Origin of the sequence: Stenotrophomonas sp. PFBMAA-4, from assembly GCF_030053215.1 — a bacterium.
Taxonomy (GTDB): Bacteria; Pseudomonadota; Gammaproteobacteria; order Xanthomonadales; family Xanthomonadaceae; genus Stenotrophomonas.
Genome location: NZ_JASGBW010000010.1, coordinates 1 through 24,711, shown reverse-complemented (window position 1 = coordinate 24,711; position 24,711 = coordinate 1). Strand labels below are relative to the sequence as shown.

Genomic DNA, 24,711 nt, shown 5'->3' with positions numbered 1-24,711 from the left:
GGCGGGGCCGCGTGACCCCGCATGACCGACACCGCACCCGAACCGAACGTGACCCGCGTCGGCGATATCGCCTTCGCCGATGCGCAGCGCCTGCTGGCCGCGCATGACCTGCGCCTGCACCACGTCGCGGCCGGCGAGCCCATTCCCGGCAGCTACTGGGGCGAACCCGAAGCCGGCATCATCGCCAGCGACGTCTACGTGCGCGACGACACGCCGGTGCATTCGATGCTGCATGAGGCCTGCCACCTGATCGTGCTGCCCCCGGAGCGGCGCGCGCAGGTGCATACCGACGCCACCGATTCGGTGCCGGAGGAAGACGCCACCTGCTACCTGCAGATCGTGCTGGCCGGGCAGCTGCCCGGCGTGGGCAGCGAGCGGCTGATGGCCGACATGGATGCGTGGGGATATACGTACCGGCTGGGATCGACGAAGGCGTGGTTCGAGCAGGATGCCGAAGACGCGCGTGCGTGGTTGATCGAACGCGGGTTGCCGGTGGCGTGATGCATCGGTAGTGCCGGCCGCAGGCCGGCAACCTCATGAACCCGTGAAGCATTACCTGGTTGCCGGCCAGCGGCCGGCACTACCTCTACGCGGCCAGCGCGCGCAGGGTGATGCCGACGATGTAGGCCAGGTACGTGCCGGTGGCATAGCCCATCGTGCCCAGCAGCACGCCCACCGGCGCCAGCGCCGGGTGGAACGCCGCAGCCACCACCGGCGCCGAAGCCGGGCCGCCGATGTTCGACTGCGAACCGATGGCGAAATAGAAGAACGGCACCTTCAGCAGCTTGCCCAGGCACCAGAGCAGGGCGATGTGCACGGCGATCCAGATGATGCCCAGCAGGAACAGCCACGGGCGATCCAGCAGCGCCAGCAGGTCCATCTGCATGCCGATGCAGGCAATCAGGAAGTACAGCAGCAGCGAGCCCAGGCGCGAGGCGCCCGCCCCTTCCAGGGTGCGCGCACTGGTGAAGCTCAGGCTCAGGCCCAGCGTGGTGGACAGCACCACCACCCAGACGAACGGCGCATCCAGGCTGAACTGCGATGCCCAGCTGACATGCACCTTGAACCATGCCGCCAGCGGCGCGCCGATGGCGTGCGACAGACCGACGCCGCCGAAGGCCACCGCCACGATCAGCATCAGGTCGGTGAGGCTGGGAATGCGCTCGTGCTCGGCCTGGAAGCGCGCGATGCGTTCTTTCAGTTCATCGATGGCCGAGGTATCGGCGCCACTGCGCGCATCGATCTTCGCTGCACGCCCGGCCAGGAAGATCAGCGCGGCCATCCACACATAGCCCACGCCGACATCGACCACCGCGAACTGGCCGAACGTGGTGGCGTTGACGTCGAAGACTTCGCGCATCGCCAGCATGTTCGCGCCGCCACCGATCCAGCTGCCGGCCAGCGCGGCCATGCCGGCCCAGGTGTCGCCGGCCACGGTATCGGGATGGATCGCGCGCATCACCAGGAAGGCCACCACCGCGCCGAGCATGATGCTGGCCGAGGCGCCCAGGTACATCAGCACCAGCTTCGGTCCCAGCCGCAGGATGCCCTTGATGTCCACCGCCAGGGTGAGCAGGATCAGCGCTGCCGGCAGCAGGATGTCGCGCGCGATCGGGTTGTAGAGCTTGGTGTTCTGCCCGTCGATGAGGCCGACGGTGTTGTAGATGCCGGGAATGAGGTAGCACAGCAGCAGCGCTGGCACGAAGGTGTAGAAGCGCTTCCACGCACCCTGTTCGCGCGAGGCGGTCCAGAACACGGCGCCGAGGGTGGCGGCGATCAAACCGAAGACGACGATGTCGTTCTGGATCATGCAGGCGCTCTTGTAGAGCCGAGCCATGCTCGGCTGCTGTTGGCAAAAGGCGTGCCGACCAACGGTCGGCACCCACCAGTAAAGCGGATGGCGGCCACCACCCACCGGCGAAAACGAAAGCGCCGCCCCGAAGGGCGGCGCCGGTAACGCTTATTCGCCGATGTGCTGCTTCAGCCAGGCGTTGACGGTGTCATGCCACAGGATGCTGTTGTTCGGCTTCAGCACCCAGTGGTTCTCGTCCGGGAAGTACAGGAACTTCGATTCGATGCCCTGGCGCTGGGCGGCGGTGAACGCGGCCAGGCCCTGCTCGACCGGAATGCGGAAGTCCTGCTGGCCGTGGATGACCAGGATCGGCTTCTTCCAGTCGGCCACGTGATTGACCGGGTTGAACTTCTCGAAGTTGGCTGCCTTCTCGTACGGCGTGCCGCCCTGCTCCCACTCGGTGAACCACAGTTCTTCGGTGGCGTAGCCCATCATGCGCTGGTCGAACACGCCGTCGTGGTTGACCAGGCACTTGAACGGGCTGTTCCAGTTGCCGGCGATCCAGTTGACCATGAAGCCGCCGTAGCTGGCGCCCAGTGCGCAGGCCTTGTCACCGTTGAGGAAGGAATACTTCTTCAGCGCCGCGCTCCAGCCCTTCTGCAGGTCTTCCAGCGGGCGGTCGCCCCAGTGCTGGCTGATCGCATCGGTGAAGGCCTGGCCGTAGCCGGTGGAACCGTGGAAATCGATCATGACCACGGCGTAGCCCTGGCCGGTGTAGGTCTGCGGGTTCCAGCGGTAGCTCCAGCCGTTGCCGAAGCTACCCTGCGGGCCGCCGTGGATGAGGAACGCGACCGGGTAGGACTTGCCTTCCTGGTAGTTGTGCGGCTTGACCACGTAGCCGTGCACGGTGTCGTTGTTCCAGCCCTTGAACTCGAACTGTTCGAAGTCGCCGAAGTTGACGTCCTTCAGCACGTCGCCGGCGGCCGGAGTCAGCGCGCGCAGTTCGCCGATCGGCTGGCCGGCAGCCGGCAGCATGCCAACCAGCACCTGGTCATTGCTCTTCAGGCTGTTGCGGGTGATGGCCACACTGTTGCCGGCCACGCTGACCGCAGACACGGTGCCATCGCCGATGACCTTGGTGGCCTTGCCGCTGGCCACGTCGATCTGGAACAGCGGGTGCTCGCCCAGGTCATCGGTGGTGGTGTAGATGCTGGTGCCATCGGCGGAGAGGTTGATCTCACCGGCCGAACGATCCCACTGCGGGGCGATCTCGCGGGTCTTGCCGGTGGCCACGTCCATCGCCATCAGGCCGAAGCGGTCCGCTTCGAAGCCCGGGCGCTTCATGGCGCGGTAGAACAGGGTCTTGCCATCGGCGCTGAACACCGGGCCGGCATCCCACGCGGGGTTGGCGGCGGTCAGGTTGACCGGCGCCTGCTTGCCGGCGGCATCGAAGCGGTACAGGTCGAAGTTGGTCGACCACGGTTCCTGCTTGCCGGCCACGCGGATGCTGGCGACCACGCTGGCGCCGTCCGGCGACCAGGTGAAATCGTCATTGCCGCCGAACGGCTTGGACGGTGCGTCGCCGTCGATGGTCGCGCTCAGCGCCGAGGCGCCCTTCACCGGGCCGGCCTTGGCCGCCGGCAGCGGGGCCACGAACAGGGTGTTGCGGCGGCCATCGTTCCAGGTGTCCCAATGGCGCACGAACAGCGAATCGAAGACCTTGCCGCTGGCCTTGGCATCGGCCACGTCCTTGAGCTTCTTCTCGGTGCAGGCCAGGTCCGAGGCACAGGCTTGGAACACGCCGGCGCTGAACAGCACGCGGTCGTCCTGCGGCGAGACGTGGTAGCTGTCCACGTCCACCGCGAAATCGGTCAGCTGGCGCGGGGTGCCGCCGCTGAGGGCCTGTGCGTACAGCTGCTGGCTGCCGTTCCTGGCGCTGAGGAAGTACACGGTCTGGCCGTCGGCCGAGAGCGAAGCCGAGTTGACGTTCCAGCCGGCCGGGGTGATCTGCTTCGGCGGTGCCGCATCGCGGGTGCGCAGGTTGCGCGCGAACAGCGCGGTGCTGGACTTGAGGTTGGCATCGGTGCTGCGCTTGGCAAACACCACGGTGCCGCCGTCGGCGGTCAGGACCGGGGCGGAGACGCGATCCATGGCCACCATGTCGCGGACTTCCAGGCCACGGGCAGCGGCGACGCTGGGCAGGGCGGCCAGCAGGCTCAGTGGCAGCAGGGCATGACGCAGTTTCATCGAGGTCTCCGCAGGACGGCAAAAAACCGATGGTAGGCCCGTGCGGGCGGGGCTGCCAAGGCCATCGGTCATGGCCGCCCGGCCGGGGTTGCCGCGCCGCCAGAAAAAGCAAACCGCGCCGTAGCGCGGTCTGCGGTAGTGCCGGCCGCTGGCCGGCAATCTGCCTGGGTTGCCGGCCAGCGGCCGGCACTACCCCATTCCCTTACGCCATGGCGCGCTTGCCGGTGCGGTAGATCAGCAGGCCCACCAGGAACAGCACGGCCAGGCCGAACCACTGCGCGGCCGGCAGGTGGAACGGCAGGGCCAGCACGTCGGCGCGGCTGCTGACCACGATCGGCACGGCAATGGCGATACCCATCAGGGCCTCGCCGGTGATCAGGCCGGCGGCGAACAGCACGCCCGGCTTGTGCACGCGGTCGCGGCCTTCTTCGTCATCGCCACGCACCTTGTGGAAGCGCTCGACCAGGTAGGCGATCAGGCCACCCAGGAAGATCGGCACCATCAGTTCCAGCGGCAGGTAGATACCGATGGCGGCGGCCAGCACCGGCACGCGGAAGCGCGAATTGCGCGACTTCAGCCAGCTGTCGAAGGCGATGATGACCGCACCGACCACGGCACCGATGCCGATGAAGGTCCACGGCAGTTCGCCACCGAACAGGCCCTTGGCCACCGACGCCATCAGGTTCGCCTGCGGGGCGGCCAGCGCGTTCGGGTGCAGCTCGGACTTCACGCCGATGCCGTAGGCGGTCGCCAGCAGGTTCAGCACCGGGGCCATGATCAGCGCGCACGAGAACGCGCCGATGCCCAGCATCAGCTGCTGCTTCCACGGGGTGGCACCGATGATGTAGCCGGCCTTGAGGTCCTGCAGGTTGTCACCGCCCACCGCGGCGGCGCAGCAGACCACCGCGCCGATCATGATGGCGGCCACCGCACCCAGCGGCGCACCACCGGCACCGACCGGCTTGAGGCCGTCGGCGCCCAGCAGCACCACCAGCACGGCCGAAGCGAACAGGATGGTGGAGATGGTGATGCCCGAGACCGGGTTGTTGGACGAACCGATCAGGCCGGCCAGGTAAGCCGAGACCGATACGAACAGGAAGCCGGCGACGATCATGATGATGGTCATCGGGATCGACACGTGCCACTGGCCGACGATGGCCTGGTACAGGGCCAGCAGCGGCAGCACGAAGACCACCAGGGCCACCAGCATCCACTTCATCGGCAGGTCGCGTTCGGTATGGGCCAGCACCGGGCCGCCACTCTTGCGCGCGGCGGCAAAGCCGCTCTTGACGCCGTTCAGCAGCGACTTGCGCAGCGAGATCAGGGTCCAGATGCCGCCGATCAGCATCGCGCCGACGCCGAGGTAGCGCATCTTCGCGCCCCAGATGGCGAACGCGGCCTCGGTGGACGAGGCGGCGGCGACCGACGCGGCCAGGGCCGGATCGGTGTTCATGAAGAACGCCTGGTAGATCGGGATGGCGATGTGCCAGGTCAGGATCGAACCGGACACGACCACGATGCCGACGTTCAGGCCAACGATGTAGCCCACGCCCAGCAGGGCCGGCGACAGGTTGGTGCCGATGAAGGCGGTGATCTTGGAGCTGCCGACGTAGGCCGAGGTCGACCAGGCATCGGGGATCAGGCGCAGGCCGCTTTCGGCGGCCAGCTTGACGAAGGCGCCGATGACAGCCGACAGGCCGAGGATCTTCAGGCCCGGGCCGGGGTTCTCACCGGCCTTGAGCACTTCGGCCGCGGCCTTGCCTTCCGGGAACGGCAGCGGGTCTTCGACGATCATCGAACGGCGCAGCGGCACCGAGAACAGCACGCCCAGCAGGCCGCCCAGGCCGGCGATGCCCAGCACCCACCAGTACTTGAAGTCCGGCCAGTAGCCCATGATGACCAGCGCCGGGATGGTGAAGATGACACCGGCGGCGATGGACGAACCGGCCGAGGCGCCGGTCTGGACGATGTTGTTTTCGAGGATGGAACCACCGCCCAGCAGGCGCAGCACGCCCATGGAAATGACCGCCGCGGGAATGGCGGTGGCGATGGTCAGGCCTGCGAACAGACCGAGGTAGGCGTTGGCCGCCGACAGCACCACCGCCAGCACGATGGCCAGGGCCACTGCGCGGAAGGTGAGCTGCTTGGGCGCAGCGTCATGGTTCATGGAAGCCCCTGCTGGCAAAAAATCCCTGCCACGCTAGCGTTCAGGGCAGAGCAAGTCCAGCGTGCCAAAGGATGGGGCCGGGTGCTGCAGTGCAACGGCCGCGGACGTGCACAGGCAACCGGCCGATGCAGCAAAGCCGGACTGGCCGCCCTGCAAATGATATGTTATATCTTTATGTTGTAGCCAGCCGTTGCTCCACATGCCCCCTTCCCCCTCCCCACGGCTGGCCTCCATCGACCAGCTGCGCGGCACCGTCATGCTGCTGATGCTGCTTGACCACGTGCGCGAGACCTTCTTCCTGCAGCACCAGGTCGGCGATCCGATGGATGCGGCCAACGTGTCCCCTGCCCTGTTTGCCTGCCGCCTGCTGGCGCACCTGTGCGCCCCGGTGTTCGTGCTGCTTACCGGCCTGTCGGCGTGGCTGTACGGCCAGCGCCAGGCCGACCCGCGCCGCGCCATCGCCGCCTTCCTGCTCAAGCGCGGCCTGTTCCTGGTCGTGCTGGAACTGACCCTGGTCAACTTCGCTTGGACCTTCCAGTTCCCGCCGGACACGCTGTACCTGCAGGTGATCTGGGCCATCGGCCTGAGCATGATCGCGCTGGCCGGCCTGCTGTGGCTGCCGCGCCCGGCGCTGCTGGTGCTGGGCGTGCTGCTGGTGGCCGGCCACAACCTGTTCGATGGCGTGCGCGTGGACGGCAACGGCGTGCTGGCCGTGCTGTGGAAAGTGCTGCACCAGCGCGACTGGATCGAGACCGGCGTGCTGCGCCTGCGTACGTCCTACCCGGTACTGCCGTGGATTGGCGTGATCGTGCTGGGCTACCTGCTGGGGCCGTGGTTCGCCCGCGACCGCGACCCGGTGCAGCGCCAGCGCTGGCTGCTGTGGGCCGGGCTGGGTGCACTGGCGGCCTTCGCCCTGCTGCGTCTGGCCAACGGTTACGGCGAGGCGCCGTGGCAGCACCAGGACAGCGTCCTGCGCACCTGGATGAGCGTGTTCAACGTGACCAAGTACCCGCCGTCGCTGCAGTTCCTGCTGCTGACCCTGGGCGTGGGCCTGCTGCTGCTGCGCCTGTACGAATGGCCGCCGGTGGCCCGCGCCCTGCGCCCGCTGGCCGACATCGGTGCGGCGCCGATGTTCTTCTACCTGCTGCACCTGTACGTGCTGAAGCTGCTGTACGTGGCCGCGCTGGCCATCTGGGGGCCCACCCACGGCAGCCTGTACGCGCTGGATTCGGTGGCCGGCCTGCTGCTGGTGGCCTGCGCGCTGGCGGTGGCGATGTACCCGCCGACGCTGCTGTTCGGCCGGTTCAAGGCGCGCCGCCGCGACCTGGCCTGGCTGCGCTACCTGTAATCGACCGCGCGGGATGAGCGCCATCCACGCATGGCGTGGATCTAGTGGGGTCGTCAGGCCATGCCCGGCGTTGCGTAGGGTCGCCGGGCATGGCCCGGCGCTACCCGGCACGCGCCTATAATCCGCCGATGAATTCTGCCGCTATCGCTTCCGACGACTTCCTCGGCCACCCGAAAGGCGTCTACGTCTGCTTCTTCACCGAAATGTGGGAGCGCTTCTCCTTCTACGGGATGAAGGCGCTGCTGCTGCTCTACCTCACCAAGTACCACCTGTTCGGCGACAAGGCCGGCCTGGACCTGCTCGGTGCCTATGGCGGCCTGGTGTACTGCATCCCCGTGTTCGGCGGCATGCTCGCCGACCGCTGGCTGGGCATGCGCCGGGCCGTGCTGTTCGGCGGCATCCTGCTGGTGCTGGGCCACCTGGGCATGGCCTTTGAGGGCCATGCCGCGTACCGGGTCAATGGTGAGGTGGTGCGCGATACCTCGGCGCTGGCCGTGACCTACCTGTCGCTGGCGCTGATCATCATGGGCGTCGGCTTCCTCAAGCCGAACATCTCCACCATCGTCGGCAAGCTCTACCCGCAGGACGACCCGCGCCGCGATTCGGGCTTCTCGCTGTTCTATGCCGGCATCAACCTCGGCGCGCTGTTCTCCTCGCTGGTCTGCGGCTTCCTCGGCGAGGCCTATGGCTGGAAGTACGGCTTCGGCGCGGCCGGCATCGGCATGCTGGCCGGCCTGGCCATGTTCCTGTGGGGCCAGAAGTACCTGCAGGGCCACGCCGAACCGCCGCAGCCGGCCGCACTGAAGCAGAAGGTGCTGGGCCTGCCGCGCGAATGGCTGATCTATCTGTGCGCCGTGATCGGCGTGCTGCCGGTGGCGTGGCTGATGTGGGCGGCCGGCAATGGCGCCTTCGCCTTGGGCGGCGAAATCAGCCTGGCACTGATGCTGATGCTGGTGGTGCTGGGCGGCGTGCTGGTCTGGTTTGCGTGGTTCACCGGCAGCAAGTGCACGCCGGTGCAGCGCCAGCAGATGATCGCGCTGATGGTGCTGATCTTCATGGCGCTGGTGTTCTTCACGATGTACGAGCAGTCCTACGGCTCGTGGGTCACCTTCACCGACCGCCTACTGACCAAGGACATCGTGCCGGCCCTGGTCATCACCGGTGGCACCCCGCTGCCGTGGTCGATCGTCTCACTGCTGCTGGCCCCGCTGGGCTTCGTGGTCAGCGCGCGCCTGTCCGAGCGCCGTCCGGGCTCGAACGCACCGCGCGCGTTCTTCATCGCCATCGTGGCGCTGATGCTGGTGCTGCTGGTGCGCGACTGCCTGGTGATTCCGCAGACCGCCGGCTCGCTGACCTACCTCGGCGGCCTGTTCCTGGTGCTGCTGGCGCCGGCCTTCGCTGCGCTGTGGACCTGGATGGATCGCCGCGGCTGGGAGCCGGGCAAGCCGGTGAAGTCGGCCTGGGGCCTGGTGATCGGCGCGCTTTCGTTCGTGCCGCTGGCGGTGGCTGCGCAGCAGGTGGGCGCCACCGGTGAAATGGCCAGCGTGTGGTGGCTGGTGCTGGCCTACTTCCTGCTGGCCAGTGGCGAAATGTGCCTGTCGCCGGTCGGCCTGTCGGCGGTGACCCAGCTGGCCGTGCCGCGGGTGATGAGCCTGATGATGGGCACCTGGTTCCTGGCGACCGCGTTCTCCGAAACGCTGGCCGCACTGTTCGGCAAGCTGGCAGCGATCGAGGTGCCCGAAGGCGAGACGCTGGACAGGGTGGCTGCCGCCGGGGCGTACGCGCACCTGTTCTGGCTGCTGATGTGGATCGGCCTGGGTTGTGCGGTGCTGGCCTTCATCGCCGCGCCACTGCTGAAGCGGATGATGCACGGGGTCAAGTAGACCCCGTTGCACCGGCGCCCGCTCAGGGCGCCTTGGCCTTGCCCGCCGCTGCAGGTGCAGTTGCGGCGGTGGCGCCCCCCAGGCTGCGTGCGAGGAACGCCAGCAGCCGGGTGTAGTAGTCGCGCCGGTTCGCCTCGCCATACAGGCCGTGCCCTTCGCGCGCGTAGTAGGCCGCTTCCACCGGCACCCCGGCCTGCTTCAACGCCGCTTCCATGCGCTCGGTGTGCTGCACCGGCGCACGCTGGTCTTCGCGCCCCGCCGCCAGCAGCACCGGCACCTTGATCCGGGCGGCCAGGTTCACCGGCGAAACCTCCGCCAGCGTTGCCGGCTCGCCCAGCCAGTCGCGCAGGTAGTTCACGCCCGAGGTGCGGTCCTGCACATCGCCGCGCTTGAACATCAGCGGCAGGTCGTACACGCCCACATAGCCGGCCGCGCAGCGGTACAGCGCCGGCTCGCGGGCGACCCCCATCAGCGCGGAGTACGCGCCGTAGCTGGCGCCGTAGATGCAGATGCGCCGTGCATCGGCGATGCCTTCGGCGATGGCCCAGCGCGTGGCATCGGTGACATCGTCCTGCATGGCGCGGCCCCATTGTTTCGCGGCGGCCTGGGTGTGCGCGCGGCCATGATTGCCCGAGCCCCGGAAGTTGACCTGCAGCACCGCATAGCCGGCCGCCGCCAGCAACTGGTTGTCGCGCTCGAAGCTGCCGTCGTCGAACTCGCCGATGGGGCCTCCATGCGGCTTCACCACCATCGGCAGCCCGCGGCCATCGCTGCCGTGGGGCACGGTAAGGAAGCCGTGCAACGGCATGCCATCGCGTGCGGCCAGGGTGACAGGACGCACGCTGGCACCGCCGTCGCGGTCGAACCAGCGGTTGCGCGCGGTCAGGAACGCCGCTTCGCGGGTGACCGTATTGAACAGGAACCAGTCACCGGGATTGTGTCCCGAGTCGACCTTGACCAGGATGCGCGCATTGTCACGGGTGGCCGACAACAGGCTGACCACGTGGCCAGGGAAGGCTTTTTCCAGCATGCGCTGGATGCGCGCGGTGGGCGACTGCTCATCGAAGAACGCGCTGCGCGGCGCCGCACCCACGAACTGCACACCGACCGGCACCCGCGTGCCCGGCTGGTGGATGATGTAGGTCGGATCGACCTCTGCATCCTGCAGCAGGGTGCGGCGTTCGTTGGTCTGCGGATTCCAGCTGACCACCACATCGGGCCCGCTGGCCTGCTGCACCACCAGGTAGGCCAGCTGGTTGTCGGCGGAAAAACCGATCGGACGTTCGATGCGGTAGCTGCTGTCTTCATCGTTGAGCAGCGTCCAGCGGCCGTCATCTTGGCGGTAATAGAGCTTGTTGACGTTGTCTTCGCCAGCGCCACGGGCGAAGCGCAGCACGCCCGCGTTGTCGGTGGTGAACGTGGCCCGCTGCACCGGCGAGCGCGAGACCAGCACGCGGCGGCCGGTGACCACATCCAACCGTTCCAGCCGTGCACTGGTGTCATTGGCAAACGGCCACAGCGAGATCAGCACGTTGCGGTCATCGCCCTGCAGCGGGTCGGCGAGGAAGGCCGCCACCGGCTCCACCCTGCGGCCGCTGACCAGGCCCGGCTCGTCCGGGCGTGCGCGATAGCCGACCAGCAGGTCACCGCGCTTGCCGTTGGCGTCCATGGCATACAGCTCGCCGGTGGGCCTCGGCGCGTCCAGCGCGCCCCACTTCTCGGCCAGGCCGATCAGCAGGCGGTTGTCACTGACCCAGTCGACGCTGTCGGCGTGGTTGTTGCGCGGCGGCCGGAAGTTGCCGACCAGTTCCATGGTGCTGGTGCGCAGGATGGCGACGGCGGTCGCATCTTCCAGCGGCAGGGTCATCGCCAGGTACTCGCCGCTGGGCGAGAGCTGGATGTCATTGAACTCGGCGCGGCGCAGGTAGTCGTCCAGCGCGAGCTCGGCCGAACGGGCCTGGCCGGCGCCACACAGCGCCAGCATCCCGGCCAGCAGGAAAGAAGATTTCATGGTGTCCCCTGGCCGGGCAGCCGTGGCTGCCCGGCATGCTGAAGCGCACGCGCGGCGTGCGCGGTTGGACTTACGGAGCCTTGCCGCTGCCCGTCGGCGCGGCCGCACTGGCAGTGGCCCCACCCAGGCTGTTGGACAGGAATGCCAGCAGGCGGGTGTAGTACTCGCGGCGGTGCTCGGGGCGGTAGAAGCCATGCCCCTCGGTGCTGTAGTACAGCGCCTCGACCGGCGAACCGACCTTCTTCAGTGCCGCCTCCATGCGCTTGGTGTGCTCGATGGGGGCGTTCTGGTCTTCACCACCGGCGGCCAGGAACACCGGCACCTTCACCTGCGCGGCCAGCGTCGTTGGCGAATAGGCGCCAAGGGTCTTGGGATCACCCATCCAGTCGCGCAACCAGGTCATAACCCAGTCGGCCGACTGCGCCGCGCCCTTGGTGAAGCGTAACGGCAGGTCGTAGATGCCGACGTAGCCCGCCGCACACTGGTACAGCCCCGGCTCGCGGATGGTGCCCATCAGCGCCGCATAGCCACCGTAGCTGGCACCGTAGATGCAGATGCGGTCCTTGTTGGCGATGCCTTCGGCGATGGCCCAGCGGGTCGCGTCGGTCACATCGTCCTGCATGGTCCTGCCCCACTGCTCGGCCGCCAATTGCTTGAACGCGCGCCCCTGGTTGCCCGAGCCGCGGAAGTTGACCTGCAGCACGGCGTAGCCGGCATCCGCCAGCAGCTGCGTTTCCGGATCGTAGCTGCCGTCGTCGAAGACGTTGATCGGCCCGCCGTGTGGCACCACCACCATCGGCAGGTTGCGGCCGTCACTGCCGTGCGGCAGGGTCAGGAAGCCATGCAGGGTGAGCCCGTCGCGCGACTTCAGCGAGAACGGACGCACGCTGGCGGCAGCCTTGGGGTCGATCCACTCACTGCGGCTGATGAGGAACTCGGCGTTCTTCGCCTTGGTGTCGTACAGATAGAACTCGCCCGGAATGCTGCCCGACCACGTCTGGACCACCACCTTGCTGCCATCGCGGGTGCTGGACGTGATGAACACCGGACCACCGAAGGCGGCTTCCAGGCTGCGGTACTGCCGCGCGTCCGGGCCCTGCTCGTCAAAGAAACGGGTGCGCGGGGTGTCGCCCAGGATCAGGGCACCGACCGGGACACGGGTGCCGGGCTGGTAGATCACCCGGGAAGGATCGAACTGCTCGTCGCGCAGCACCTGCACGCGCTCTCGGGTCTGCGGGTTCCAGCTGACGATCGCATCGGGGCCCTGCGGCTGCTGCACCTGCAGGTAGGCCAGCGTGCCATCGGCGGAAAAACCGATCGGGGTATCGACCCGGTGGGTCAGGCCTTCATCGTTGATCAGCTCCCACTGCGCGCCATTGCTGGCGCGGTAATAGAGCTTGCTGATGTTGTCCGATGCGGCACCGTGGGCGAAGCGTACGTTGCCCTGCGCATCGGTGCTGAAGTCGGCACGCTTCACGGGCGAGCCGGAGACGCGCACGCGCTGCCCGGTCTGTACGTCCAGCCGCTCGACACGGGTATAGGGCTCATCGGAAAACGGCCACACGGCGATGAGGACGTTGCGGTCGTCACCGGGCAGGTCGTCGGTGAGGAAGGCCGCGACATCCTCGACCTTCTTCGGCTGGATGCGCGTACCGAGGCCGCGGCCCTGCACGCGGTAGCCGACCAGCAGCTCGCCGCGGTTGCCATCGGCGTTGACCGCATACAGTTCGCCGGTGGGCCGCGGCTGGTCCAGCGCGCCCCATTTTTCGGCCAGGCCGACCAGCACGCGGTCGTTGCTCACCCAGTCGAAGCTGTTGGCATGATTCTTCGCCTGGGGCCGGAAGACGCCTGCCGGCTTGCGGTCGGAGGTACGCAGGATCACCAGCGCAGTCGCATCCTCCAGCGGCACCGTCGCGGCCAGATAGTCACCCCCGGGTGACAGCTTTACATCGGTGAACGATTCCTGCTTCAGGTACCGGTCCAGGTCCACCCCGCCGCTACCGGCCGATACCCCACCGGCCACCGCGCACAACAGCGCGGCACTCATCATCCTGCGCATCCTTCCCCCTGTTGCTGCCGGACACCCTGTCCAGCCTCCGCGATTCTAGGCAGGCGGCGGCCATCGCCGCCAGTGGCGGTGCAGCAACGGCAGAAAAAACGACGGCACCGTTGCCGGTGCCGTCGCTGCCACTACCTTGGAGAGAGTAAGGACGTGGGGTTCGGGATGGCCTGCGCCGGGCTCAGTGGACCCCGCGCACCGCCAGGGTGAGGGCCAGGATGCTGAGGATGACGGCGATGGTGCCGTCGAGCACGCGCCAGGTGCTGGGCTTGGTGAACAGCGGTGCCAGCAGGCGGGCACCCAGGCCCTGTGCGGTCAGCCACAGGCAGCTGGCGGTGACCACGCCGGCGGCGAACGCCATGCGCGCATTGCCGAAGTTCTCGGCAATCGAGCCGATCACCATCATGTCCAGCCAGAAATGCGGGTTGATGAGCGAGAAGCCGACCGCGGCCAGCAGCACCGCGCGGCGGCTGCCGTCGTCACTGTCAGCCTCGCCCATGCCACCACCACCGGCGAAGGCACGGCGCGCGGACTTGACCGCATACCAGGCCAGGAAGGCCACACCGGTCCACAGCACGGCACTGGTCAGCCACGGCAGCGCCGAGGTGAGCGTGCGCAGGCCGGCTACGCTGGCGAAGATGAAGATCGCATCGATGGCCGCACAGGTGGCGACCACCGGCACGATGTGCTTGCGCAGGATGCCCTGGCGCAGGATGAAGGCGCTCTGGGCACCGACCACGGCGAACAGGCCGACGCCGGTAGCTGCACCAGAGAACCAGGCACCGAGGCCGGTGCTGGCGGAGATGACCGAGAACATGGGATTCACTGCCTTGTCTTGCTGGGGGGACGGTGCCTCGCGGAGGCGGACAGCACCGGTACGGGCGCCATTGTCGCGCCGCAACATTTAAAAGACGAGCTAAACTCACTAAACCAACATTAGCGGAGCTTAATTCGATGCGCATCGACCATGCCCAGCTGCGGGCCCTGGCCGCGGTCATCCGCGAAGGCAGCTTCGACCGCGCCGCGCAGTCGCTCAATGTCACCCCCTCGGCCATCTCGCAGCGGGTGAAAGCGCTGGAGGACCGGATCGGCCGCCTGCTGGTGAAGCGTGGCACGCCGGCCACCGCCACCGCCGAGGGCCAGCTGCTGGTGCAGCTGGCTGAACAGACCGCGCTGCTGGAGCACGACGCCCTGCACCGCATGGGCCTGGCCGACGAGGACCTGCCACAGGCCAGCATCCCGGTGGCGGTGAACCACGACAGCCTGGAAACCTGGTTTCCGCAGGCCGCGCAGCAGTTCGCGCAGCGCACCGGCACCACCCTCGACCTGCGCGTGGAGGACCAGGACCACACGGTGGAGCTGCTGCGCCAGGGCACGGTGCTGGGCGCGGTGACCACGCTGGACGAGCCGGTGCAGGGCTGCCAGATCCATGCGCTGGGCAGCATCCGCTATGCGGCCACCTGCACCCCGGAGTTCCGCGAGCGCCATTTCGCCAAGGGAGTGACCGCGCAGGCGCTGGCGCAGGCCCCGGTGCTGGTGTTCAACCGCAAGGACGACATGCAGTCACGCTTCGCCCGGCGGATGGCTGGCGATGAGCTGCCCAGCACGGCGCCGACGTGGTGGATTCCGTCCACCCGGGCCTTCGTACAGGCCAACCTGGGCGGGCTGGGCTGGACGATGAACCCGCTGCCGCTGGTCAAGCGCCACCTGGATGCCGGGCGCCTGGTCTATGTGCGGCAGCGCGCGTGGGAGGACGTGCCGCTGTACTGGCAGCACTGGAAGGGCGATGTGCAGACGATGGCCCTGCTGACCCAGGCGGTGCTGGAGGCATCGAGCACGCTGGTCCGGCGCAGGCGGTGAGGCGGGGGGGGGCTGCCGCCCTGGGTGCCTGCTGTTGGTGGGTGCCTGCTGCTGGTGGGTACCTGCTGCTGGTGGGTACCTGCTGCTGGTGGGTACCTGCTGCTGGTGGGTGCCTGCTGCTGGTGGGTGCCTGCTGCTGGTGGGTGCCTGCTGCTGGTGGGTACCTGCTGTTGGTGGGTACCTGCTGTTGGTGGGGCCTGCTGTTGGTGGGTGCCGACCGTTGGTCGGCACGGGGCCGGATCCTGTTGCTGCGCAGCGGGCTCTGACCCCATCCGCTTGATTGTCGAATGCACAGCGACGACCGGATCAGGTCTACTTGCCACAGATGCAGGCTGAATGGCTGACCTTTCCCACTCTGCTACGGGCTGAGGGAAAGTTGAGCCGATAACGTCACCAACTATCGGAATCGCCACGCGACTTCAGCCAAGGGACACCCTAGGCTGGACGGCTTGATTCCGGAAACGAAGTGATACATGGAACTTCCAGACGAACTGTACGAACGAATCACCGAGTTGTCCGAACAGGGAAACGACCTGATGGACAATGAAGATCCGGCTGGTGCGATCGTTTCCTGGAGCAGCGCGTTGTCCCTTCTCCCATCGCCCAAAGAGCAATGGGAGGCCTATACCTGGCTCTGTGCATCACTGGGAGACGCGTTCTTTTCACTTGGCAAGGTCGCCCAATCGTTCGATTGCTTCATGGATGCCATGAACGGGCCTGACGGACAGGTAAACCCGTTCATACTCTATCGCGCAGGGCAATGCTGCGAAGCACTTGGTAGCCGAAAGCAAGCGTTGGATCTCCTCATCCGGGCATACGCGCTGGACGGCGAGGACATTTTTGACGCAGATGAAGAAGGCGAAACCCTTCTAGGCCTTCTCCGCAAGAATGGGCTGATTCCCGCCTGACCGGTTGCAGGTCGGCACGGGGCCGGATCCCGCAAGACCCGTTTCTGTGCCAGCATCACCGTAACCGACGAGGGAGCTGGGTGATGCAGACCGAACCGGTATTCCTGCATATCCGCGTGGTGATGGGCATCATCCTGGGCCTGTCGATCACCACGCTGCTGAAGGGCCTTGCGCAGATCATCGAGCACCCGCAGCGGCGTGGCTGCTCTGCCCTGCACCTGTGCTGGGTCACGTGGACGCTGGTTTCGCTGGTCACCTTCTGGTGGTGGGAATTCCGCCTGATCGAGGTGCACCGCTGGACGTTCGAGACCTACCTGTTCGTGATCGGCTACGGCGCCACCTGGTTCCTGCTGTGCGCCCTGCTGTTTCCCGATGACCTGCGCGAATACGGCAGCTACGGCACGTACCTCATGCACCGCCGGCGCTGGATCTTCAGCGTGATCGCCACGCTGACCCTGCTGGACCTGGTGGATACCGCGATCAAGGGGCAGAGTCGCTGGCGGCTGCTGGGCGAGGCCTATCCGTTGCACACGGCGCTGATGCTGGTGGTATGTGTGCTGGGCTGGAACCTGCGCACGGCGCGCGCACAGATGGTGCTGGCCGGGGTGGCACTGGCCTACCAGATTGGCTATTTCGCCGCGGAATACTTCACCATTGGCAGTGATTGAACACCCGCGCCCGGCATCGCCCGGCGCCACCGAAGGAGCACGGATGCCGATCCACTACCGCCCTGCACGACCCCATGATGCGGCCGCCTGCATCGACCTGCGCGGGCGCACCCGCGAGAACGCCTTCAGCGCCGCACAGCTGGCCGAACTGGGCATCACCGTGGACAGCTGGGCCGCCGGCATCGCCGAGGGTGACTTCATCGGCCGCATCGCCGAAGACAACGGTACCGTGGTCGGCTACGGCTTCGCCGACCGCGACAGTGGCGAAGTGCTGGTACTGGCCCTGCTGCCGGACTACGAAGGCCGGGGCATCGGCAAGCGACTGTTGCAGGAGGTGGTCGAGCTTGCCCATGCGGCCGGGCATTCGCGCCTGTTCCTGGCCTGCTCGGCCGATCCGCAGTCCCGCTCGCACGGGTTCTATCGCTTTCTGGGCTGGCGACCGACCGGTGAGGTGGACGAGGCCGGTGACGAGATTCTTGCACTGGGCTGACGCCTGGCCAGCTGACGCTATCGCTGGGGCTGCTAGGCCTCAAGATCGCCAAGGAGACAAAATGGACCGCCGCGTGATCTCGCTGATCGCCATCATTACTGCCACTACGCCGCCTGCTTACAGCAAAGAAGCTCTTTCCGGGATCGAACTTCATGCGCGCTGCGTCGACGATGCGCGGTGCCGTTTCCGTGGCGACACGCTCAATGTGGAACTGGAACTGCGCAATGCAGGCAGCGAGTCCGTGACGCTGCCCTTGGAATACATTCGCAGCCGCGGCCCCTCGGTCAAGGTGAAAGACAATGCTTCCGGGAAGTCGGCATCCCTGCACAGCGGCATGGCCGCCGCTGCGTTGCGGGACCAGATGCAGGAGCTGCGTGCGGGCCAGTCCCTGCGCATCGGCTTCCCGATCAAGCCGCAGGAGCTGACACGATTTGCCCTGCGCCCGATGGACGTGACGCTGCAGTTCTCGGTCAACCTGACGCCCGGCGCACACGGCGCCGATGCGCAACGGATCCAGGCGCAGTTGAAAGTGGTCGACGCTGAACCGGCGGAATGATGTCCGCGCGGCCCCAACCTGCGCGCGCTGCCGGGTAAGCAGTCCGGCTCAGCGCGACGCGCTGCCAGCCGGGTCGGTGATGCGCAGCTCGCTGCTGACGATGCGGGCCTGCCCACCGCGTACACCCGGCGTCAGGTTGACGCTGAACACCGCCGACACGTCGATCGGGCGCAGGGCGAAATGGCTGATTTCCGTTGGCAGGATGCGCCAGGGGAACCGGAAGGACTGCCCCGGCCGCAGCGTCTGCGGTGACTTGAGCAGGCGCGCGTCGGGCGGATTGATGGCCAGCGACGTTTCCTTGCCCGAGTGGCGGTCCACCAGCTTCACGCTGGGCCCGCGACGGCGGTAGAACTCGGCCGGCACCTGCACGTCCTCGCTGCCGGTATTGCGCAGTTCCAGTTCCACGCGGATGTCCTCACCGAGGAAGTGGCAGGGGGCATTGTCGATGCAGCGCGCTCGAAGTTCGAGTCCGTGGAACGTTTCCTGGCCGGATACGGCGAGAGGGGCGGCGAGGGCAAGGGTGATCATGAGACGGGGCATGTGATCTCCCGAACGCTTACTTACCGGATTGGCGATCCTCCGGCTGCTGCGCGATACGAACCCGGCTCTTTACCAGTTCCATTTCTTCGCGCGGCTTCTGCGGCACCAGGTTGAGGGAGAACTCGACGCTCACATCGATCGGGTGAAGAGCGAACGACTGCAGCAGCTCCGGCATGACTGATCGTGTCATCCGGATGGACTGACCCGGCGCGAGCGCTTCGAGTTCGTTGACCAGAGATCGATCCGGATGAGGCGTGCGCAGCCAGGTCGATTTGCCGGAGTGGTTGTCCATCACCTGGACGCGGGGCCCCATGCGATGCAGGTATCGGATGGGCAGCTGCACGCTCTCCCGTCCATCATTGCGCAGTTCGAGTTCGACCACGATCTCCTCGCCAGTGAAACGGCAGGTGGGGTTGTCGATGCAGCGGGCATTGAGAACGATCATCGCAGGCGGCTCACTGTCAGTTGCGGTAGCTTGGGGTACGGCGAAGAAAACAAGGAGTGGAGCAAGAGTCAGATAATGTCGCATGTGATCTCCCGGCCGATTTCGCGGGTCAACAGCTCCCGTACCTCCAGCGCCACGGACCAGGCATGGAAGGGCCTGATCACTTCGCTGGACGACATGATGGTCTCATCCTCGCCCGGATCGTCTTCAGCCGGCAAGGCGACGATCTTGTTGGCATCCAAGCTGCCATCGGGGCGAACGTACTGCACATTCCACGTCTCTGGCGCATAGGAATACTCGTCAGGCAGGCCAACGCAATGGCCGAACTCATGGGCGAACGTGAGCAGGTCCGTCGCGATGGATACATCCACTACGGGATAGTCGAGCTGCTCCCGATCAAAGCGGGTATGCACACGCACCGTATAGTCGTGCGAAGGCGCATCCCATTCCACTGCATAGCGGATGGGGAAGGTACGGATTCCGCACAAGGGATCATTCACCGACAGCCGCAGCTTGCCGTTCCAGTGCCTGTCGATACCTTCCTGCATCTGCCGCTTGGCGGTTTCCAACTGCGCGCTGCTGACACCCGGCTGCGCAACTGCTCGGGCCCGGATGAACACGAGGGCATCCCCTTCCGACTTGAGGGGCACCCGAATCCGGAAGGTTACCCTCGAGATCAGCGGGACGCGTGTGCCGTCCAGCTCGGTGGTCTGGTAATAGCGTCCGTCGATATCGCGGTCGACCAGAACCTCATGATCACGCACCCAGCACTGCGGTGCCTCGGTGCCTGGCGGCGCAAAACCCGGCGTCCTCAGCTCCGGCTTCTTCATTAACACCTTTGCGACCGAAGCAACTGCACCAAGAGCGGCCATCGACTTTCCACCCGCACTGCCACCACCACCGCCGGCAACGACATGCGCACGCTGCTGCTGGCCCGCCACCAGGGCGCAGCCACAACTGGCCTTGTCGCCATCGCGCGCCACCGGCTGGCCGTCGATCACCAAGCTCGCATCGCCACTGACGATGGAACCCGGCCCGTGGCGGGCACAGATCACCCGGTCCCCGACGCGGGCAACCGCGCGGCCTTCGATATCGGTATGGGGCGACCCTGAAAGGACCGAGCCGCCCGTCTGCAGGGCGTCGCCAACTACGATCAGCATCCGTGACATCGGTGCGCGGCCCCTCCGTGGCCGGTCGTTGCGGGGTATCAGCCGCCTAGTGTAACGCGGTGGCCCGATGAGCGGGATGCTGCATCGCACCAAAACAAGACCAGAAAGGGTTAAAATCCCGACAGGGTGCTGCAAGGCATTGTTTCTTCACGCCATTTGCCGTCACCGCGCGCATCCTGCTCCCTTCCCCACGCCCAAGTCATTCCCATGAAGAAATTTGGCAAGGCTCTTATCGCCCTGCTCGTGCTGCTGTTGCTGGCCGCCGCGCTGTTCCTGTACTGGCCGCTGACCCAGCGCTCGGTGCCCGCCGCCAGCAACGACAAGCCGGTCGACGTCGTCCTGGTCGGCGCCGGCATCATGAGCGTCACCCTGGCCACCTACCTGCAGGAACTGCAGCCGGACTGGAACATCCAGGTCTACGAGCGGCTGGACACGGTCGCCGGCGAAAGCTCGGACGGCTGGAACAACGCCGGCACCGGCCACTCGGCATTCGCCGAACTGAACTACACCCCGGAACTGCCCGACGGCAGCATCGAGACCAAGCGCGCGGTCGGCATCGCCGAATCGTTCGAGGTCTCGCGCCAGTTCTGGTCGCACCAGGTGAAGGAAGGCCGGCTGAGCCAGCCCAGCGACTTCATCAACCCGACCCCGCACATGAGCTTCGTCTGGGGCGATGACAACATCGCCTACCTGCACAAGCGCCAGCAGGCGCTGGTGAAGAACCCGCTGTTCCACGGCATGCAGTACTCGGAGGACCCGGCACAGATCAAGCAGTGGGCACCGCTGCTGATGGAAGGCCGCGACCCGAAGCAGAAGGTCGCTGCGACCTGGATGCCGCTGGGTACCGACGTCAACTTCGGCGTGATCACCCGCCAGCTGACCGCCGGCCTGCAGCGCAGCCCGAACTTCGGCCTGCACCTCAACCATGAAGTGCGCGCCCTGCGGCAGAACGCCGACAAGAGCTGGAACGTGACGGTGAAGGACCTCAAGGCCGGCACCGAGACCACTATCCATGCGCGCTTCGTGTTCATCGGTGCCGGTGGCGCCGCGCTGAAGCTGCTGCAGATGTCCGGCATTCCCGAATCGAAGGATTACGCCGGCTTCCCGGTGGGCGGCCAGTTCCTGGCGTTCCAGGGCGCGGACGTGACCTCGCGCCACCACGTGAAGGCTTACGGCATGGCCGAAACCGGCTCGCCGCCGATGTCGGTGCCGCACCTTGATGCGCGCAAGCTGGACGGCAAGCCGGTGATCCTGTTCGGGCCGTTCGCCCTGTACAGCACCAAGTTCCTCAAGCACGGCTCGTGGTGGGACCTGTATTCGTCGGTCAACCACAACAACGTCGGCCCGATGCTGTCGGTGGGCAAGGACAACCTGGACCTGGTGCAGTACCTGATGGGCCAGGCACGCCTGGACGATGCCGACCGCCAGGCCGAACTGGTGAAGTACTTCCCCAACGCCAAGCCCACTGACTGGAAGCTGGTGACCGCCGGCCAGCGCGTGCAGATCATCAAGCGCGACCCGCTGAAGGGCCCGGTGCTGCAGTTCGGCACCGAGATCGTGACCGACAAGGACCACACCCTGGCCGCCCTGCTGGGTGCTTCGCCGGGTGCCTCGACCTCGCCGCCGATCATGCTGGACCTGATGGCCAAGGCCTTCCCGGAGCAGATGAAGGCCGGCTGGGAGACCCGCCTGCGCGAGATCGTGCCGTCGTACGGCCGCAAGCTCAACGACAGCGCAGCGCTGACCAACGAGATCCGCACGCTGACCAGCCAGAGCCTGCACCTGCCCTACCTGGAGGTGCCGCTGGAGAACGCCGCGACGCCGGCGCTGGCCCCGGCCACTGCCCCGGCCGCGCCGGAAAAGCGCAACGCCAACGAGGAACTGCAGGCGCTGTAAGCCCGCACGTTCAACGCAGGACACGGACGGCCACCTTCGGGTGGCCGTTCGCGTTTGTGGGCCCAGGGCGCTGCCCCCTTCTGGATGCGCAAAGACCAATTCGCCGTGTCACGAATTGTAATGTTGTTAAGAACGATTTACATTTGCGTCCCGCACGACGCCCGCATGCCCCCAGATGGATCTGAGCCCACCCGATGCCGCCGCCCGGGTGCTGGTTGACGGCTGCCTCCCCCCGCCCACGTCCTCGAGCTTTCCATGACCCTGCCTGCCCGTTCTTCCCTGCCCCGCCGTGCGCTGCTGCCGGCCGCCCTGCTGTCCTGCCTTGCCGTGGCCGCGCCCGCCGCTTCGGCTGCCGACGCAGGTGCCGATGCCTCCGACGCCAAGACCCTGGACCGGGTGAGCGTGCGCGCCGAGCAGTCGGCGCCGCCGTCGAGCACTACCCGCCTGCCGATCACGCTGCAGGAAACCCCGCAGTCGTCCACGGTGATCGGCCTGGAGCGCCTGCAGAACGAATCGCTGTTCAGCATCAACGACGTGATGCGCAACGTCACCGGCGTCAGCGTGTCCTTCTATGACACCCAGCGCCCGCTGTACTACGCGCGTGGTTTTGCCATCACCGATTTCCAGGTCGACGGCATCCCGACCTACAGCGGTTCGACCAACCAGGAATACGACACCGCCTTCTACGACCGCGTGGAAGTGATCCGCGGTGCCAATGGCCTGCTCAGCGGCGCCGGCGTGCCGTCGGCCACGGTGAACCTGCTGCGCAAGCGCCCGGGCAAGGAGTTCGATGCCTCGTTCTCGGTCAGCGCCGGCAGCTGGGATTACCGCCGCATGGAGGCCGACGTGACCGCGCCGCTGACCGCCGACGGCCGCTTCCGCAGCCGCGTGGTCGCCGCCTATACCGATCGTGATTTCTATTACGACCGCTACAAGGAAGACAAGATGGCGGGCATGGCCGTGCTGGAAGGCGACCTGACCGACAGCACCACCGTCACCGTCGGCTACCAGACCCAGGACAACAACCCGGTGGGTTCGACCTGGGGCACCGTGCCGTTCTTCGACAGCCAGGGCAATTTCGCCCACCTGCCGCGCTCGACCAACCTGTCGCCGAAGTGGAGCTACTGGCAGCGCGAAACCAGCACCGTGTTCGCCAACCTGGAGCAGCGCTTCGGTGACGACTGGCTGCTGAAGATCAACACCTCCTACACCCGCGGCAACGTTCAGAACGTGCGCCTGTACGGCACCGGCAACCCGAACCCGGTGGACGGCTCGGGCATCTTCCTGCGCGCCGCCGCCGGCGATGCCGAAGACACCCGCCGCAACGTCGATGCCTACCTGACCGGCACCTTCAACCTGTTCGGCCGCGAGCACGACGTGACCCTGGGCACCCAGTGGTCGGACCTGGAAGCCACCACCCACACCACCACGCTCAACTTCCCCACCGACTGGGCACGCTGCGGCGGCGATCGCTGCTACTACATCCCCAACGTGTACGACTGGAATGGCGACATTTCCGAGGTGACCTACACCCGTACCGGTGGGCGCCGCGTGGCCAAGACCACCCAGAGCGGCATCTACCTGGCCACCCGCCTGCGCCTGGCCGATCCGCTGTCGCTGATTGCCGGCGCGCGCCTGAGCCGCTGGCAGACCCTCAGCCGTTCGTACAGCACCACCGGCGCCTACACCGGCACCAGCGGCGCCTACAAAGTCAGCGATGAAGTGACCCCGTACGTGGGCCTGGTGTACGACATCACCCCGAACGTATCGGCGTATGCCAGCTACACCGAGATCTTCAACCCGCAGAATTTCAAGGACAAGAACGAGAACCTGCTGGCCCCGGTGCAGGGTTCGAACGTCGAAGCGGGCATCAAGACGCAGTGGCTGGATGGCCGCCTGACCGCCAACGCCGCGGTGTTCGAAGCCAAGCAGGACAACTACGCGGTGCGTGACATGAGCGTGCCGGACAATTCGCTCAGCGATGGCACCTCGGCCTACATCGGCGTGAACGGCACCAAGGCGCGTGGCTGGGAAGTGGACGTCAACGGCGAGATCCTGCCGGGCTGGACGGTCAACGCCGGCTACACCCACGTCAAGGTGACCCGCGCCACCACCGACCTGCTGTATGCCAACCCGGCCGAAGACCTGCTGCAGCTGAACACCCAGGTGCGCCTGCCCGGCGCGCTGGACCGCCTGAGCGTGGGTGCCGGCGTGCAGTGGCAGAGCAAGGTGCAGGGCTACAACATCCCGTATCCGCTGGGCGGCACGGTGACGGTGAACCAGCCGGCGTACGCGCTGGTGCAGTTCAACGCCAACTACCGCATCAGCGACAACTGGACGGCGACGCTGAGCGTGCGCAACGCGCTGGACAAGACCTACTGGGCCAACCTGGACTACAACAACTACGGCGAACCGCGCTTCGTGGCGGCCAGCCTGCGCTGGAAGTTCTAAAGCGCCTGCAGAACGGTGGGTGCCGACCGTTGGTCGGCACTGTCATGCCCGGGGTCGGATCCCTTTCCACAGGAAAGGGCTCTGACCCCACACCGGGCCCCCATCCACGCATGGCGTGGATCTACTGCGCAATCCCGGTGGGTGCCGACCGTTGGTCGGCACTGTCATGCCCGGGGTCGGATCCCTTTCCACAGGAAAGGGCTCTGACCCCACACCGGGCC

Annotated in this window: 19 protein-coding genes; 10 read left to right on the top strand and 9 right to left on the bottom strand. The window is 66.7% G+C overall.

Annotated elements, in window-relative coordinates; all coding sequences use genetic code 11:
* The first annotated feature begins 21 nt into the window (after positions 1-21).
* The gene (locus QMZ26_RS08410; RefSeq protein WP_108746172.1) at positions 22-501 is read left to right on the top strand and encodes a hypothetical protein; all 480 of its coding nucleotides are present in this window, start codon (positions 22-24) and stop codon (positions 499-501) included.
* An 85-nt stretch (positions 502-586) separates the two neighbouring features.
* Here the strand turns inward: QMZ26_RS08410 and QMZ26_RS08405 are convergent, their stop codons facing one another.
* The 3 genes from QMZ26_RS08405 to QMZ26_RS08395 form a co-directional block, all read right to left on the bottom strand.
* A complete protein-coding gene (locus tag QMZ26_RS08405) occupies positions 587-1,810 on the bottom strand; it encodes a DUF819 family protein (RefSeq protein WP_283221179.1) in 1,224 nt (407 codons plus the stop codon).
* Positions 1,811-1,960: 150 nt separating this feature from the next.
* The gene (locus QMZ26_RS08400; RefSeq protein WP_283221178.1) at positions 1,961-4,039 is read right to left on the bottom strand and encodes a S9 family peptidase; all 2,079 of its coding nucleotides are present in this window, start codon (positions 4,037-4,039) and stop codon (positions 1,961-1,963) included.
* A gap of 202 nt (positions 4,040-4,241) precedes the next feature.
* A complete protein-coding gene (locus QMZ26_RS08395; protein WP_283221177.1) occupies positions 4,242-6,206 on the bottom strand; it encodes an oligopeptide transporter, OPT family in 1,965 nt (654 codons plus the stop codon).
* Between the two features lie 199 nt (positions 6,207-6,405).
* Between QMZ26_RS08395 and QMZ26_RS08390 the strand changes: the two genes are divergently transcribed.
* Both QMZ26_RS08390 and QMZ26_RS08385 read left to right on the top strand, forming a co-directional pair.
* A complete protein-coding gene (locus QMZ26_RS08390) occupies positions 6,406-7,554 on the top strand; it encodes a heparan-alpha-glucosaminide N-acetyltransferase domain-containing protein (protein ID WP_283221176.1) in 1,149 nt (382 codons plus the stop codon).
* Between the two features lie 128 nt (positions 7,555-7,682).
* Positions 7,683-9,437, top strand: a complete 1,755-nt coding sequence (locus QMZ26_RS08385; protein WP_283221175.1) for an oligopeptide:H+ symporter — start codon at positions 7,683-7,685, stop codon at positions 9,435-9,437.
* 22 nt (positions 9,438-9,459) lie between these two features.
* On the opposite strand, the gene QMZ26_RS08380 is transcribed toward QMZ26_RS08385, so the two are convergent.
* The 3 genes from QMZ26_RS08380 to QMZ26_RS08370 all read right to left on the bottom strand — a co-directional run bounded on the left by QMZ26_RS08380 (position 9,460) and on the right by QMZ26_RS08370 (position 14,324).
* Positions 9,460-11,448, bottom strand: coding sequence for a prolyl oligopeptidase family serine peptidase (locus QMZ26_RS08380; protein ID WP_283221174.1), 1,989 nt, complete (start codon positions 11,446-11,448; stop codon positions 9,460-9,462).
* Positions 11,449-11,518: 70 nt separating this feature from the next.
* Complete coding sequence (locus QMZ26_RS08375) at positions 11,519-13,507, bottom strand: S9 family peptidase (RefSeq protein ID WP_283221173.1); 1,989 nt, start codon at positions 13,505-13,507, stop codon at positions 11,519-11,521.
* Positions 13,508-13,688: 181 nt separating this feature from the next.
* Positions 13,689-14,324 carry a LysE family transporter gene (locus QMZ26_RS08370; RefSeq protein WP_079221037.1) on the bottom strand — a complete coding sequence of 212 codons (636 nt, stop codon included), beginning with the start codon at positions 14,322-14,324 and terminating at the stop codon, positions 13,689-13,691.
* A 137-nt stretch (positions 14,325-14,461) separates the two neighbouring features.
* On the opposite strand from QMZ26_RS08370, the gene QMZ26_RS08365 reads away from it, so the two are divergent.
* From QMZ26_RS08365 to QMZ26_RS08345, 5 genes are all read left to right on the top strand, one after another.
* Positions 14,462-15,367: a LysR family transcriptional regulator ArgP gene (locus QMZ26_RS08365; protein ID WP_283221172.1), complete on the top strand. Its 906-nt coding sequence runs from the start codon at positions 14,462-14,464 to the stop codon at positions 15,365-15,367.
* Between the two features lie 473 nt (positions 15,368-15,840).
* Positions 15,841-16,275: a hypothetical protein gene (locus QMZ26_RS08360; RefSeq protein ID WP_283221171.1), complete on the top strand. Its 435-nt coding sequence runs from the start codon at positions 15,841-15,843 to the stop codon at positions 16,273-16,275.
* An 83-nt stretch (positions 16,276-16,358) separates the two neighbouring features.
* On the top strand, positions 16,359-16,943 hold the full coding sequence (locus QMZ26_RS08355; protein ID WP_283221170.1) for a hypothetical protein: 585 nt from the start codon (positions 16,359-16,361) through the stop codon (positions 16,941-16,943).
* 43 nt (positions 16,944-16,986) lie between these two features.
* Entirely contained in the window at positions 16,987-17,433 is a 447-nt protein-coding gene (locus QMZ26_RS08350) for a GNAT family N-acetyltransferase (protein ID WP_283221169.1), read from the top strand.
* Between the two features lie 61 nt (positions 17,434-17,494).
* Positions 17,495-17,989, top strand: a complete 495-nt coding sequence (locus tag QMZ26_RS08345; protein ID WP_283221168.1) for a hypothetical protein — start codon at positions 17,495-17,497, stop codon at positions 17,987-17,989.
* A gap of 48 nt (positions 17,990-18,037) precedes the next feature.
* On the opposite strand, the gene QMZ26_RS08340 is transcribed toward QMZ26_RS08345, so the two are convergent.
* From QMZ26_RS08340 to QMZ26_RS08330, 3 genes are read right to left on the bottom strand one after another with little or no spacing between them, the layout of a single operon-like run.
* The gene (locus QMZ26_RS08340; protein ID WP_283221167.1) at positions 18,038-18,529 is read right to left on the bottom strand and encodes a hypothetical protein; all 492 of its coding nucleotides are present in this window, start codon (positions 18,527-18,529) and stop codon (positions 18,038-18,040) included.
* 16 nt (positions 18,530-18,545) lie between these two features.
* Entirely contained in the window at positions 18,546-19,058 is a 513-nt protein-coding gene (locus QMZ26_RS08335) for a hypothetical protein (protein WP_283221166.1), read from the bottom strand.
* On the bottom strand, positions 19,043-20,134 hold the full coding sequence (locus tag QMZ26_RS08330; RefSeq protein WP_283221165.1) for a PAAR domain-containing protein: 1,092 nt from the start codon (positions 20,132-20,134) through the stop codon (positions 19,043-19,045). The genes QMZ26_RS08335 and QMZ26_RS08330 overlap by 16 nt, the downstream gene beginning before the upstream one ends.
* Before the next feature lie 216 nt (positions 20,135-20,350).
* On the opposite strand from QMZ26_RS08330, the gene mqo reads away from it, so the two are divergent.
* Positions 20,351-22,039 carry a malate dehydrogenase (quinone) gene (mqo, locus tag QMZ26_RS08325; protein ID WP_283221164.1) on the top strand — a complete coding sequence of 563 codons (1,689 nt, stop codon included), beginning with the start codon at positions 20,351-20,353 and terminating at the stop codon, positions 22,037-22,039.
* A gap of 255 nt (positions 22,040-22,294) precedes the next feature.
* The gene (locus QMZ26_RS08320) at positions 22,295-24,490 is read left to right on the top strand and encodes a TonB-dependent siderophore receptor (protein WP_283221163.1); all 2,196 of its coding nucleotides are present in this window, start codon (positions 22,295-22,297) and stop codon (positions 24,488-24,490) included.
* Positions 24,491-24,711: the final 221 nt, after the last annotated feature.

Bases quoted from the DNA above. Each gene is read 5' to 3' on its own strand.
- QMZ26_RS08410 (WP_108746172.1), top strand. From the start codon at position 22: ATGACCGACACCGCACCCGAACCGAACGTGACCCGCGTCGGCGATATC.
- QMZ26_RS08405 (WP_283221179.1), bottom strand. From the start codon at position 1,810: ATGATCCAGAACGACATCGTCGTCTTCGGTTTGATCGCCGCCACCCTC.
- QMZ26_RS08400 (WP_283221178.1), bottom strand. From the start codon at position 4,039: ATGAAACTGCGTCATGCCCTGCTGCCACTGAGCCTGCTGGCCGCCCTG.
- QMZ26_RS08395 (WP_283221177.1), bottom strand. From the start codon at position 6,206: ATGAACCATGACGCTGCGCCCAAGCAGCTCACCTTCCGCGCAGTGGCC.
- QMZ26_RS08390 (WP_283221176.1), top strand. From the start codon at position 6,406: ATGCCCCCTTCCCCCTCCCCACGGCTGGCCTCCATCGACCAGCTGCGC.
- QMZ26_RS08385 (WP_283221175.1), top strand. From the start codon at position 7,683: ATGAATTCTGCCGCTATCGCTTCCGACGACTTCCTCGGCCACCCGAAA.
- QMZ26_RS08380 (WP_283221174.1), bottom strand. From the start codon at position 11,448: ATGAAATCTTCTTTCCTGCTGGCCGGGATGCTGGCGCTGTGTGGCGCC.
- QMZ26_RS08375 (WP_283221173.1), bottom strand. From the start codon at position 13,507: ATGCGCAGGATGATGAGTGCCGCGCTGTTGTGCGCGGTGGCCGGTGGG.
- QMZ26_RS08370 (WP_079221037.1), bottom strand. From the start codon at position 14,324: ATGTTCTCGGTCATCTCCGCCAGCACCGGCCTCGGTGCCTGGTTCTCT.
- QMZ26_RS08365 (WP_283221172.1), top strand. From the start codon at position 14,462: ATGCGCATCGACCATGCCCAGCTGCGGGCCCTGGCCGCGGTCATCCGC.
- QMZ26_RS08360 (WP_283221171.1), top strand. From the start codon at position 15,841: ATGGAACTTCCAGACGAACTGTACGAACGAATCACCGAGTTGTCCGAA.
- QMZ26_RS08355 (WP_283221170.1), top strand. From the start codon at position 16,359: ATGCAGACCGAACCGGTATTCCTGCATATCCGCGTGGTGATGGGCATC.
- QMZ26_RS08350 (WP_283221169.1), top strand. From the start codon at position 16,987: ATGCCGATCCACTACCGCCCTGCACGACCCCATGATGCGGCCGCCTGC.
- QMZ26_RS08345 (WP_283221168.1), top strand. From the start codon at position 17,495: ATGGACCGCCGCGTGATCTCGCTGATCGCCATCATTACTGCCACTACG.
- QMZ26_RS08340 (WP_283221167.1), bottom strand. From the start codon at position 18,529: ATGCCCCGTCTCATGATCACCCTTGCCCTCGCCGCCCCTCTCGCCGTA.
- QMZ26_RS08335 (WP_283221166.1), bottom strand. From the start codon at position 19,058: ATGCGACATTATCTGACTCTTGCTCCACTCCTTGTTTTCTTCGCCGTA.
- QMZ26_RS08330 (WP_283221165.1), bottom strand. From the start codon at position 20,134: ATGCTGATCGTAGTTGGCGACGCCCTGCAGACGGGCGGCTCGGTCCTT.
- mqo (WP_283221164.1), top strand. From the start codon at position 20,351: ATGAAGAAATTTGGCAAGGCTCTTATCGCCCTGCTCGTGCTGCTGTTG.
- QMZ26_RS08320 (WP_283221163.1), top strand. From the start codon at position 22,295: ATGACCCTGCCTGCCCGTTCTTCCCTGCCCCGCCGTGCGCTGCTGCCG.